Annotated in this window: 9 protein-coding genes; 7 read left to right on the forward strand and 2 right to left on the reverse strand. The window is 49.0% G+C overall.

The window, feature by feature from the left end:
- The first annotated feature begins 313 nt into the window (after positions 1 to 313).
- The 5 genes from ftsE to B9Y59_RS01650 all read left to right on the forward strand — a co-directional run bounded on the left by ftsE (position 314) and on the right by B9Y59_RS01650 (position 6756).
- Positions 314 to 1006: a cell division ATP-binding protein FtsE gene (gene ftsE, locus B9Y59_RS01630; protein ID WP_085531402.1), complete on the forward strand. Its 693-nt coding sequence runs from the start codon at positions 314 to 316 to the stop codon at positions 1004 to 1006.
- Positions 993 to 1949 carry a permease-like cell division protein FtsX gene (ftsX, locus tag B9Y59_RS01635; protein ID WP_085531405.1) on the forward strand — a complete coding sequence of 319 codons (957 nt, stop codon included), beginning with the start codon at positions 993 to 995 and terminating at the stop codon, positions 1947 to 1949. The genes ftsE and ftsX overlap by 14 nt, the downstream gene beginning before the upstream one ends.
- Positions 1939 to 3180, forward strand: coding sequence for a murein hydrolase activator EnvC family protein (locus tag B9Y59_RS01640; protein ID WP_143255201.1), 1242 nt, complete (start codon positions 1939 to 1941; stop codon positions 3178 to 3180). The genes ftsX and B9Y59_RS01640 overlap by 11 nt, the downstream gene beginning before the upstream one ends.
- Positions 3181 to 3602: 422 nt before the next feature.
- On the forward strand, positions 3603 to 4967 hold the full coding sequence (locus tag B9Y59_RS01645) for a murein hydrolase activator EnvC family protein (protein ID WP_085531408.1): 1365 nt from the start codon (positions 3603 to 3605) through the stop codon (positions 4965 to 4967).
- Between the two features lie 364 nt (positions 4968 to 5331).
- Positions 5332 to 6756 carry a S41 family peptidase gene (locus B9Y59_RS01650; protein ID WP_085531410.1) on the forward strand — a complete coding sequence of 475 codons (1425 nt, stop codon included), beginning with the start codon at positions 5332 to 5334 and terminating at the stop codon, positions 6754 to 6756.
- 248 nt (positions 6757 to 7004) lie between these two features.
- Here the strand turns inward: B9Y59_RS01650 and B9Y59_RS01655 are convergent, their stop codons facing one another.
- Positions 7005 to 8558 carry a TasA family protein gene (locus B9Y59_RS01655; RefSeq protein WP_085531412.1) on the reverse strand — a complete coding sequence of 518 codons (1554 nt, stop codon included), beginning with the start codon at positions 8556 to 8558 and terminating at the stop codon, positions 7005 to 7007.
- A 774-nt stretch (positions 8559 to 9332) separates the two neighbouring features.
- Here B9Y59_RS01655 and B9Y59_RS01660 point away from each other — a divergent pair.
- Both B9Y59_RS01660 and B9Y59_RS01665 read left to right on the forward strand, forming a co-directional pair.
- A complete protein-coding gene (locus B9Y59_RS01660) occupies positions 9333 to 9755 on the forward strand; it encodes a GtrA family protein (RefSeq protein ID WP_085531415.1) in 423 nt (140 codons plus the stop codon).
- Positions 9756 to 9818: 63 nt separating this feature from the next.
- A complete protein-coding gene (locus B9Y59_RS01665) occupies positions 9819 to 11201 on the forward strand; it encodes a glycine--tRNA ligase (protein ID WP_085531418.1) in 1383 nt (460 codons plus the stop codon).
- Between the two features lie 249 nt (positions 11202 to 11450).
- Here the strand turns inward: B9Y59_RS01665 and B9Y59_RS01670 are convergent, their stop codons facing one another.
- Positions 11451 to 12575: a DUF3298 and DUF4163 domain-containing protein gene (locus tag B9Y59_RS01670; protein ID WP_085531420.1), complete on the reverse strand. Its 1125-nt coding sequence runs from the start codon at positions 12573 to 12575 to the stop codon at positions 11451 to 11453.
- Positions 12576 to 12591: the final 16 nt, after the last annotated feature.

Genomic DNA, 12591 nt, shown 5'->3' on the forward strand with positions numbered 1-12591 from the left:
AATTACAAAAATATTACAAATTATTTCTTTTTTAGAATAATAAATGCAGCACCCGTTGGTATTATGTAAACACGCCAATGGGTGCTGTTCTGTATGTCTGTAGCAGCTTTTGGGAGAGAAAATTTGGAATCATACAGCGCCCAATTTGTGAAATCGGAAATACAGGGAAAGCGAAAGATCGCATTCGGATAAAAATTACCGTGTGTTTTGCGGACCTTTGCGGCGCTTTTTACGGATGGAATTGCGTTTGATGGGATGGAACGATCCCGCGCGTAAGGCCAGTGGAACACCTATGGGCTTTGGGAGAGAGAAAATGATTGAGTTTAAAAATGTGAGCAAAACGTACAGCAATGGTACGCATGCGCTGCGAAACGTCAACTTGACGGTGGAGGACGGCGAATTTGTATTCATTGTGGGCTCCTCTGGCGCAGGAAAGAGTACGTTTTTGAAATTGATTATGTGTGAAGAAATGCCAAACGAGGGCGAAATCATTGTCAACGATACACATGTTTCCAGCCTAAAGAAACGTGAGATTCCATATCTGCGGCGCATGATGGGCATTGTCTTTCAGGATTTCCGCTTAATCGACAATATGACGGTTTATGAAAATGTGGCCTTTGCGATGCACGTGATCGGGGCCACACAGAGCGAGATCAAAAAACGAGTCCCTTACATATTGAGCTTGTTGAACCTGCAGGATAAGCAAAAATGCCGTCCCAATGAACTCTCTGGCGGCGAACAGCAGCGTGTCGGCCTTGCAAGGGCCCTTGTGAACAATCCCAAGCTCATCATTGCGGACGAGCCAACGGGGAACATTGATCCGGCGCTCTCGTTTGAGATTGTCGATCTGCTCAGCGAAATCAATCGCCGTGGGACCACTATTCTGATGGTGACGCATGAACATACCTTAGTCAAGCACTTCCACAAGCGCGTAGTAGAAATCCATGACGGCCGTATTGTGGCCGATACAGCTTCAATGGAGGTGCAGCAGGATGAACAGGAATAAAACCGTACATACCTCCAAAAAGAAGACCGGGTCGCGGCTTTCCAGCCTGGGGTATCTGTTGAAGGAGGGCGTCAAGAATATCTGGAGCAACCGTACCATGAGTTTTGCCTCGGTTGGCGTGTTGGTGTCCTGCTTGCTGTTGACAGGGGCAGCGGTGCTTTTCTCAATGAATGTGGATGTGGCGATGAAGTCATTGGAGGGAAATAACTCCACAACCGTTTACCTACAGGAGGGCTTGCCCACACTGACCAGCCTCAAGGTGGGGCAGGAGATCAAGCAGCTGGACAACATCGAAGAATGCGAATTTGTCTCTAAGCAGGATGCTGTACAGAATATGTTGGACATGTTGGGCGATGATGGGACCGTTTTGGAAGGGCTTCTGGGAGATGAGAACTTTTTGCCGGATGCATTCCAAATCTCTATGAAGGACTTAAATTTGTACGATGAGACAGCGGCGCAGATCAAGGCGATTAACGGCGTGGATGAAATTATCGATTATTCCGACATAGCAGAACAGCTTACCGATCTGGACAATTTGGTGACTTCGGCGGGATTTTGGATTGTTCTCATCCTAAGCCTAGTATCTCTGTTTATTATCTCCAATACGATCCGTGTGACGATGTTTTCCAGGCGTTTGGAAATCAGCATTATGAAATCAGTCGGTGCGACAAATTGGTTTGTTCGTGTACCCTTTATTGTAGAGGGCGTGATTATTGGTTTGCTTTCCGGCGGAGTGGCCAGCGGGCTGTTAATCTTCTTGTATAATAAGTTGGTGACCTCCATTGCATCCATTCCGCTGTTTTCGCCAGTGGACATCGGCCCGATGGCTTGGCGGATTACATTGATCTTTATGTTGGCGGGTTCCTTGTTTGGCGCATTGGGTGGCCTGATTTCTTTGGGCAAGTACCTCAAAAAAGAAGGAGGAGATTTGGGTGGTCTGTAAAAAAAGGGGACTGAAGGTCTTTTTGGCGCTGGTTTTGGCGTTTTCCATCTTCTGCGCACCGGCTCAGATGCAGTTGCATGTGGATGCGGCGTCGTCCGATCAGCTTTCCGATTTGCAGCAGAAGCAAAAGGATTTACAGCAGCAAAAGCAGGAATTGGCGAAACAGCAAGCACAGACCAACCAGAAATTGGCCAGCTTAAAGGCGGACAAGGAAAAACAGCTGGAATATAAAAATACATTGGACGAGCAGATGGAAAATTTGCAAAGCCAGATTGCCGTTTTAAACGAACAGATCGACACACTGGACCAGAATATCACAGAAAAGACGGCGCAAATCGCCGATAAACAGGCGGACATTGATTTCAACTATGAGCAGTTAAAAGAGCGCCTTTGTGCCTTGTATAAGACCGGCGAGGCAAGCAATTTGCAAATTTTATTAAATTCTGAAAACGTGATGGACTTAGCAAACAAGACGCATCTATTGAAAATTATTACCGAGCATGATACCGAGCTGATCAACACGCTTAAAGAAGAGATGCAGGCGATTGCAGACGAAAAAGCAGAGATCGAGCAGAACCGCCAGGAAGTCGCCGCGGCAAAGACCGAGTTGGACAACAAGCGCAATGAATTGGGCGAGTTGGAAAGCGAAGCGCAGCGTGTTTTGGATGAGTTGACTGCCAACGAACAGTCCATGCAGTCGGAGAGCAACAGTTTGGCGGCTCAGCAGAAGAAGATTGAGCAGGAGGAAGCACAGGCGGCTGCGGAGATTGACCAGTGGTGGGCAAATTATTATGCGTCCCAGAACGGAGGACAGAGCAGCAGCGGGAATACGACAACCCCGGAGAGTTACGTCGGCGGCCAGTTTACATGGCCAGTCCCGGGGTATACGCACATCTCATGCGGTTATAGCAGCAGCCACAAGGCGATTGACATCAATCGGACCAACGGCAAGAGCATTTCCGGCGCACCGATTGTAGCGGCGAATGGTGGCAAAGTCGTGGTAGCAGGCTGGCACTACAGCTATGGGAACTATGTGATGATCGATCATGGCGGCGGGTACTCGACGTTGTATGCCCATGCGAGCAGTCTAGCTGTAAGCAAGGGGCAGCAGGTCAGCCGGGGACAGACCATCGCCTATGTCGGCAGTACGGGCAATTCGACCGGGCCGCATCTTCATTTTGAGATTCGTGTCAACGGTGTGCGAAAGAACCCGTTTAATTGGTTCTCCTGATTGGTACGAGGTGGAATGAGACAGGCATGTCCTTTAGGGAAAGACCCCTAGCTTTGTGGAGGGGGCCCCATTGTTTCCTGTGAAGGGAATGGATGGAATTTCCAGTGGGGCATGCCTGTTTGAAGCTTTTCGGAAGATATAAAGGGGACAGAGTTTGGTGTTGCTTTTGAGAAAAGTAGGGCAAAGGGATGGAGAACGATGCCCCTGATAGGCATGGGGATTCCTGCTGCGAAAGATGTGGTTTTACCATATAGCCCTGCCATCGAGAACCCATTGGACGCCGGTTCTGTTGTATGCATTTTTCGCTGGAGCTTGCAATGGATGCTGTTTTTTGCCTATATTCGAATTTGTACCAGCTTGTGAAATCGCGTGAAAACGGGAACTTGTTATGGAAAAATTGAGATTATTTAGGGAGGAAATCCATGAATCAAGCGAAGAAGGCCCGGCGAATGGCCGCAGCCTTGGCAGTAGCAGTTTTGCTGAGTACCTCCATGGGGACGCTTTCGTGCGCCGATGCGGCGGTATCGGACGGAGAATTGGACGTGCTTCAACAGGAACAGCTGGAACTACAACAGCAGCGTGAAAAATTGGAGCATGACCAAGCCGAAAATAAAGCAAAACTGGATCAGTTGCGTGCGGACAAGACACAGCAAGAAACCTATAAAGCGGCGTTGGACAGCCAGATACAAAATGTGCAGCAACAGATCGATGTCCTGAACCAGCAGGTTACATCTCTGACCGCCGGCATTGAGGAACAGACGAACCAACTCTCCGACAAACAAAAGGAGATAGACTCAACATTTGAGGAGTTAAAAAAACGCCTCTGTGCACTCTATAAGACCGGAGAAGCGAGTACGCTGCAAATTCTTCTGAGTTCCCAAAATGTGATGGATTTGGCCAATAAAAGTTATCTGCTCCGGAGTATTACAGAGCACGATATGGCGTTAATCGACGGATTAAAAGAGGAGATGCAGGAGATTTCAGCGGAAAAAGCGAAGGTCGAGCAGGACCGTGCCGACCGATTGGAAGCGAAAAATACATTGGATCAAAAGCGTACCGAACTGGGAGTTCTTCAGAGTGAAGCGCAGAGCGTTCTGGATGGAATTGCCGGACAGGAGCAGGGCATCCTTGCGGAAGGCAGTGCGCTTTCCGCAGAAGAGCAGGAAATCCGGCGCAGAGAAAACGAAGCGGGCGACCGGATTGACCAATGGTGGGCGGACTATTATGCAGAACAAAAGCGCCAACAGGAGGAACTGAAACGGCAGCAGGAAGAAGAACAGCGCCGGCAGGAGGAGCAAGCCCAACAAAATCAGGGACAGACTCCGAGTGCAGAACCGGCCGAAGAACCAGAGCAGCAGCCTGCGGTGCCGTCAGATGAGAGCAATGCTCCAGTGGACTATGTAGGCGGACAATTTGCCTGGCCGGTTCCGGGGTATACACATATCTCCTGTGGATATAGCAGTGACCACAAAGCGATTGACATCAACCGGACGAACGGCAAAAGCATTGATGGCGCGCCAATTGTAGCGGCGAATAGCGGAAAGGTTGTCAAAGCGGGCTGGGATAACAGCTATGGAAACTATGTGATGATCGACCATGGCGGCGGATATTCGACCTTGTATGCCCACGCCAGCAGCTTGGCGGTGAGTACCGGACAGCAGGTGGATCGGGGACAGACCATCGCCTATGTGGGGAGTACAGGCGACTCCACAGGGCCGCATCTGCACTTGGAAGTGCGGGTCAATGGTGTCCGTCAGAATCCCATGGACTGGTTCTCCGCGGGGTGACATCCTTTAAAATATAGGGTTCCAAAGGCTTTCCTATGGAAGAAGTACCTATGATCCACGTGTGTGAAAGTGGGCAAAAGGAGTGCGGAAGGAGCCGAAATTCCGCAGAGGAGTTTTTTTCGAGTATGAAACCCTATTTTGGGATATGCTTGTAAAAGAAGAAGGAACACAGGACCTTTCACGGAGGAAATGGCGTAAAATTTACATTTAGCGGTATAAATAGGAATAGAAATCCGGTATGATAAGAAAAGGATGCTGCACATTGGCGAAATTTGCCATGGCAAGCCTCGGTTTCTTTTGGATTAAAAAATGTAGATCCAGACTGAAAGATGGGAAAAACCTGCATAGTAAGGAATGATCGGTGATGGGTAAAAAAATATCTCTGGGAGCAGCAGTCGCCGTTGCTGGAATTACAGCAGCGGTAACCGTATCCCTGACTTATGTATACGCAATGAACAGCTTCAATGACAAAGTAGCAGACGTCAATGAGCGGCAAGCTATGTACACCAAGCTCAGCGAAATCGACCAGAAGGCGCGCCAGGATTATATCGGCCAGATCGATGAAACAAAGCTGACCGATGGAATCTGTGCGGGCTATGTTGCAGGCTTGGGGGATCTACAGGCGCAGTATATGTCGGCTGAGAAGTATAAGACCTACCAATCGGGAACAGCGGGAAAAGATGTCGGTGTTGGCATCAAGACCATTATGGATGAGGATGGCAACATGGAGGTGATCCAGGTGATGCCCAACTCGCCGGCGGAAAAAAGTGGGATTCGCAAGGGCGATACCATTGTTTCCATGGATGGGAGGGAGATTGTCCGGATCACATATGGAGATGCACTGAACCGGCTCGATGGAACAGCGGGAACCACGGTGACCTTTGGCATTTATCGGGAAGCTGCCCCATTGGAAACGGATACAGAAGATACATCTGCCAGCAGTGCGACTTCTTCGGGGGCAGAACAGCAGGGGGAAACCCTGGAGATTACCGTCACCCGGGCGGAGTATACCAAACAGAGCATTACCTCTACAGTCATCAATGGCAATGTGGGATACATCAAGATCTCTGAATTTAACGATAGCAGTATCGAGCAGTTCAATTCAGCGCTTTCGGCCTTAAACAAACAACAGGTGGCAGGGCTGGTGATCGATCTGCGCAACAATTCCGGCGGAAGCATTGAAGCGATGGCGTCCATGTTGGATACGCTGTTGCCAGCCGGAAATTTGGTGACGACACAGGATAAAACAGGCAAAACGACCGTTGAATATACCTCTAAGCCCAATGAGATTGCACTGCCAATCAGTGTGATTGCCAACGAAACAACCTTTGGAGCCGCGGAAATTTTTGCCGCGGATATTAAGGAATTCAAGAAGGGCTTGGTTGTAGGGCAGACTACGGCGGGCTATGGAACAAAAGATGAGGTGATTCCTCTGTCCGACGGCTCTGCGATTGTATTGTCTGTGGCAAATTATCTGACTCCAGGGGGTTCTGCGTTCAACGGAACCGGAATTGCGGCAGATATTTCTGCGAAATTGACCGAAGAACAGATGGAATTGTTGGCGCGCGACCAGTTAGAAAACACTGAGGATGCACAGCTACAGGCTGCTGTAAGCGCTCTGGTGCGTCAAGGAGCGGCGGTTGCAGAAATTCCAGGGACACAGAGTGCGCAGGGAACCGATGCGATTCCGGAGGAAGGTGCTACACAGGATACCTCGTCTACATCTGCGGCCTCTGCTCCTGTTCCGCAAGAGGAAGCAAGTAGTTCCCCCAGCAGCACAGCGGGATAAGTTTTTGTGCCGAAATAAAGGGCGAGAGACTTTTGGAAAGGCCTCTTTGGATGGTTTTTGCAGAGGACAAGGCATTTGGAAAGGGTTACACCCTTACAGATGAGGGGGTTACCCATCGCCCGACTCATTTGAAATTCAAAATCCTCTCCACAGAAAATTCTGTGGAGAGGATTTTTTGATTGTAAATATCGATTTGTCAATTGTCCATGGGATAGTGATTTTGCTGTGGGATGAAGCTGCGATTATGCTTACGGCATTTGCTCCGCTGGAAGGACTTCAATCCCTGCGGAAGATCCACTGGCAACAATGACCGGATATGCAGTATCCAAAACCTTGCAGCCGTCTACTTCGGCGTAGTCCTCCAAGTGTCCAGCGAAATTCCCTGCATATTCTTCTTTTCCCTCTTCTGGGACAATTGCCCCTTGGTTGGAGCATCCGGAGATCGAAAGCGAGACATAAGAGCCCGTATTGATGGAACTACCCAAAACACCGCCGAGGTATCCCCAGCCTTTGATTGTGCCATAATTGTGGCAGTTGGTGATTTCGTTTGAGGAAACACCTGTTGCACCTACGATCCCGCCAGCACCGCCGGACGGGCCTATGACCTTTTGCACTGTGGCATAGTTCTTGCAATTTTCGACTGTGCCACCGTATACGTATCCAGCGATTCCGCCGACATTGTTGTAACCGGTGATGGTTGCGTCGCTTACGGTCAGGTTCTTGACGGTCGCCCCACGAATATAGTTGAATACACCTGCGTAATTCCCAGTTGCTGAATCTGGGCGGTTGATTGTAAAATTCTTAATGGAATACCCTTGGCCGTCATACGTTCCGCCGAAATAATAATTGATGTCTGCACCAATCCCAGGAAATTCGTGGCCGCCCAGGTCAATATCTGCGACTTGAATCAACTTTTTATTTGAAAAGTGTTCCCGGTCCTGCCAAGAGTCATGCTGGGTATTTACCTGCTGTGCAACCCATGCCAACTGCGAGCCGGTTGCAATCTTATAGACGTTTCCCTCCGGGATAACAGGCTCAACACTTTCTCCGTCCCAAACTTCTTCGGAAGGTTCCTCTGCAGAGACGGTGTCGGGCTGTACAGCCGATACAACCATTTCTCCATGGAAATGCTTTGCCTGATATTCATTGCCAACCGTTTCCCCCGGTAACCATGCAGCTACGACGTAGTCCGTGCTGGCGCCGGCTGCCAGCGTTTCGGGAAGCAGATATGTAACAGCCTGTCCATCCTTCCATACAACAGCCTGCGTGCCGTCGGAACAGTTGACCGGAACAAGTGCGCCCTCCGCATCCTGCTGATAGAGCAACAACTGAAGAACGTCTGCCAAACTGTTGTCGCAGGCAGCCTGCTTTCCTTCATTCTTTACCCCGCCAGAACCGTTTTCCACAATCTGCGGCAGATTCGTCTCACTACAGGGACCCGAGCTTTCTACAGAGAGAGACACCCGCATGGGAAGACTACCTGCGTTTTCAATGTGGATTTTGTGAAAATATAGAGGCAGGTTATCTGCAAGATATCCATCCGCTACGTCTTCAAGGTTTCCTACCGGAGTTCCATTCTGGAAGCTTGTTTCAAGCTGCGCCAAGGTGAGAGGGCGCAGGTTGGTGTAATCGATGGCTCCTTCTTCATTTGGGTTTTCCGGGGTCAGAATCGCATCCAATACGCCTGCGGAGAAATTCGCTCCCGTCTTTTCTGTGTCGGTGAACCATGCAAACGATGCCCCAACCAGCAGACAGAACACCAGGAGAACCGAAACGCCGGACAACACAATTCGTCTTTTCATTTACACATACCTCCTACTAATTGGTTTGTTATAGCGGCAGTCGTTCGGCTGAAGGCATCTATCCATATAGGGAAACATCCGAGGTCCGCCGTGTTCCTTTCATTCTAACGTATGTTGTTTATAAATACAATGTTTTTTTCAAAGAACAGATTTCTTTTTAGTGCAATATATATATATATATATATCGAGAATATTATTTGTCGAATAATCTAAAAATTAATAAAAATAGAATCCTTTCTATGAAAAATGGTTTATCCTTGTCAAGGGCCTTACCTATATTTTATAGGCCACCGGGGTTAATCAATATGGCAGTTGGCTGGATTTGCCGATTAGGGAAACAAGGCAGATCCCTTTGACCATTCGCTTTACTTGCACATGTGCGGTATAGGTAACCCCGGCACGCCATTTTGATCACTTCCCCTGCTTGTCTGCATTCAGCACAGGTAAATGCGGCAAACCATTTTGATAATTAGCTGGGCATTAGCCTATACGTGACATAGGCTAATCTGGCACATTATCTTGATAATTTGCCTATGGAGGCCAGTAAGGCAGATTATCAAGACCATTATGACATGCATTTGCATATATCCGATCTGCAAATCAGTCTAACCAATATGGTGGTTAACCATATGGCCCATTAGGCAAACAAGGGCAGATGATCTTGCATAGCTCAAATCGAAGTAGGGGACCCATCGGAAGAAAAAGCGAAAATCCGCCTTGCAAGCTAGCGGATACAATGTTAAACTATAAGAATACGAAAAGGATGGGATTTGCGTGGAAAGACTGAAAAAAATCGTACGGTTTTTGACTACACCGGAAATGCTTCTATACATATTTTTCGGGGTTTTAACCACGGTGGTCAATATCCTGTCCTTTGGGTTGCTGCGGGATGTCCTGCGATGGCAGTTGTTGACGGCCAATACACTTGCGTGGGTACTTTCGGTCGCGTTTGCCTTTCTGACAAACAAGGTGTTTGTCTTTCGAAGCAAAAGTTTTGCCGCGAAACAGGTTTTGCGGGAATTAACTTCCTTTGTGGGTGCGCGATTGTTTTCCCTCGCGGTGGATACCGCGGGCATGTGGCTGCTGGTAGACGTTCTCACCTGGAACGACTGGCTAGCAAAGATCCTTATGAACGTTATCGTCGTTGTAATCAATTACGTGTTCAGCAAGCTGTTTATCTTTAGACGACCGCAGTAGATTGCATTTCCCAAAAAGAATCAACGGAGCGCAGCCAGCGCCCCGGACAATGGAGGATTTTACATGTTAGCAACGGAAAAGACCATGGAAAAAATCGTGGCACTCTGCAAAAGCCGCGGCTTTGTTTACCCGGGCTCTGAGATTTACGGTGGCCTCTCCAATTCTTGGGATTATGGTCCGCTCGGCGTGGAGTTCAAAAATAACGTCAAGCGGGCATGGTGGAAAAAATTTGTCCAGGAGAGCCCCACCAATGTCGGGTTGGATGCAGCCATTCTGATGAATCCTGAGGTTTGGGTAGCTTCCGGCCATGTAGGAGGGTTTTCGGACCCACTGATGGATTGCCGCGATTGCAAGACACGCCATCGTGCGGATAAATTGATTGAAGATTATACCGGCCAACCAGCGGATGGGTGGAGCAATCAGCAGATGATGGACTTCATCAAGGAGCACGACATCAAGTGCCCCAACTGTGGTTCTGCCAACTTTACGGATATTCGCCAGTTTAACTTGATGTTTAAGACTTTCCAGGGTGTGACAGAGGATGCAAAGAATGAGTTGTATCTCCGCCCGGAGACGGCGCAGGGAATCTTTGTGAACTTTAACAGCATCCAGCGTACTACGCGGAAAAAAGTGCCCTTTGGCGTCTGTCAAGTCGGCAAGAGCTTCCGCAATGAGATCACCCCTGGCAACTTCATCTTCCGCATCCGTGAATTTGAGCAGATGGAGTGTGAATTTTTCTGCAAACCCGGCACCGATCTGGAATGGTTCGAATATTGGCGTGGATTCTGCCGCGATTGGCTCCTTTCTCTCGGCATGACAGAAGAGAATATGCGCCTGCGCGACCATGAAAAGGAAGAGCTTTCTTTCTATTCCAAGGCGACGACGGACATCGAGTATTTGTTCCCATTTGGATGGGGAGAGCTGTGGGGAATTGCAGACCGCACGGACTATGACCTCAAACAGCATCAGGAACACTCCGGCAAGAGCCTGGAGTATTTCGATCAGGAAGCCAACGAACGCTACATTCCCTATGTGGTGGAGCCGTCCCTCGGTGCAGACCGTGTGGCGCTGGCCTTCCTTTGCGATGCTTATGACGAAGAAGTGGTTGATGCGGAGAAGAAAGATACCCGTGTCGTGATGCATTTGCATCCGGCGCTTGCACCGTTCAAGGCGGCTGTGCTGCCTCTTTCCAAGAAGCTGAATGACAAGGCGCAGGAGGTTTATTCAAAACTGACCAAGCACTTTATGGTGGATTACGACGACGCGGGGTCCATCGGCAAGCGGTACCGCAGGCAGGATGAAATCGGTACGCCGTTCTGCATTACCTATGACTTCGACAGTGAGACCGACGGTTGCGTAACGGTGCGTGACCGCGACAGCATGCAGCAGGAACGTGTAAAGATTGACGATTTGGTCCATTACATTTTGAAAAAAATTCAATTCTAAGAAGGAAGCTGAGTACGTATCCAATGGATGGTTATCCTCTTAGAGCTACAAGAGGAGGGTGTCCCCAAACTACGAATCTTTGGATTCATAGGAAAGGGGCATCCTCTTTCTATTTGAAGAACATCTGCGTTTCTAAAAAATGAGGGTATCCTTCCGTCATGTCATGACTTTTGGGACACCCTCTTTGTAGTTATGGTATTTATAAAAGATTTCTTTAATAGGCGAATGCGGAAGAATGTTTAACCATTCTCAGTCCTTGATCGTGTAAATCCGCAGAATGTCATCCGGCCCATAAGCAACCAGATGATTGGCATCATCCGGCGCGAGCGCAAGAAAGTCGGTCAAAGTCATAAAAGCGCCCCCGTTTGCGTAGGTGATCGGATATTCCTGACTGTCGATGATACAGACTTGATTTTTTACCGTGGCCTCCATTCCACAAAGACGCGCAGTTTCTGGCATTGGGAGCAATACGGCGGTATTCCCTTCAGAGCCAAGCATCATATTCCGGCCGAGTTCCGTATCCTGACCATTCGCCCGGATGGTTCGGCGCGCTGACATAGAATGCAAAGCGACCGTTGTATCTGGCAAGGAAACCAATGGAATCGGGACGCGCACAATTCCAACCGCGTAGGGCAATACATCGTATGGCTGGAAGTAGACGACCAGGTTCTCACCTTCCAGATAGTAGGAATAATCCCCGTTCAGCGCTTGAATTGCTTGGGACGCGGAAGGATAGAGCGATTGATCGGCATCGTCCGGAAGAATCCCCTTTAAATAAGAGAGGATTTTTTCAGTAACTTCCGGGATCGCTTCTTCGGGATTCCGAAAGAGATCGCGGAAGGCATAGAATTCGCCCGTCTCCGGGTTCAAATTGTAAGAGCAAACCCAGTTCATCCCATGTGCGCCGCCGGTGTAATTCTCATTGGTCAACCAGACTGACAGGAGACCGTTTTCCTGATAGTCGAATACGCTTTGATAGAACAGAGAAGAGGTAACGCCGGTTTCCGCGCCACTGTTCGCAATGGAGCGGAGCTCCGCGATACTTTCCTGTTGTTCCTGTTCGATTTTGGCATTGAGCTCGTCCGCTCCAGAAAAACCGGAGAAGTGCGGAGAGGCAATTTTGACCTGAATATTTCCTTCGGTCTGATTTTGGATGGATATGGCCGGCGCAGGAATGGTGGCCTGAACTTCTGGAAGCGGAGCTTGTGAAGAGCCGACAATATCGGGCTGAGAGTCAGAAACGATGGAAGAACTCTGGGAAGAGGATGTTGAGCTGGAGGATTCCTCTCCATTTGGGGAACAACCGCTTGCAGACAAGCAAAGACAGACCGCAAGCATCGCTGTACAGGCACGCAAAAAAGCGATATATTTCATAAAGATTCTCCCTTTG

The organism is Anaeromassilibacillus sp. Marseille-P3371, from assembly GCF_900169665.1.
GTDB lineage: Bacteria > Bacillota > Clostridia > Oscillospirales > Acutalibacteraceae > Anaeromassilibacillus.

Excerpts from the sequence above, each read along its gene's own strand:
- B9Y59_RS01645 (WP_085531408.1), top strand. The coding sequence starts at position 3,603 with ATGAATCAAGCGAAGAAGGCCCGGCGAATGGCCGCAGCCTTGGCAGTA.
- ftsE (WP_085531402.1), top strand. The coding sequence starts at position 314 with ATGATTGAGTTTAAAAATGTGAGCAAAACGTACAGCAATGGTACGCAT.
- ftsX (WP_085531405.1), top strand. The coding sequence starts at position 993 with ATGAACAGGAATAAAACCGTACATACCTCCAAAAAGAAGACCGGGTCG.
- B9Y59_RS01670 (WP_085531420.1), bottom strand. The coding sequence starts at position 12,575 with ATGAAATATATCGCTTTTTTGCGTGCCTGTACAGCGATGCTTGCGGTC.
- B9Y59_RS01665 (WP_085531418.1), top strand. The coding sequence starts at position 9,819 with ATGTTAGCAACGGAAAAGACCATGGAAAAAATCGTGGCACTCTGCAAA.
- B9Y59_RS01650 (WP_085531410.1), top strand. The coding sequence starts at position 5,332 with ATGGGTAAAAAAATATCTCTGGGAGCAGCAGTCGCCGTTGCTGGAATT.
- B9Y59_RS01655 (WP_085531412.1), bottom strand. The coding sequence starts at position 8,558 with ATGAAAAGACGAATTGTGTTGTCCGGCGTTTCGGTTCTCCTGGTGTTC.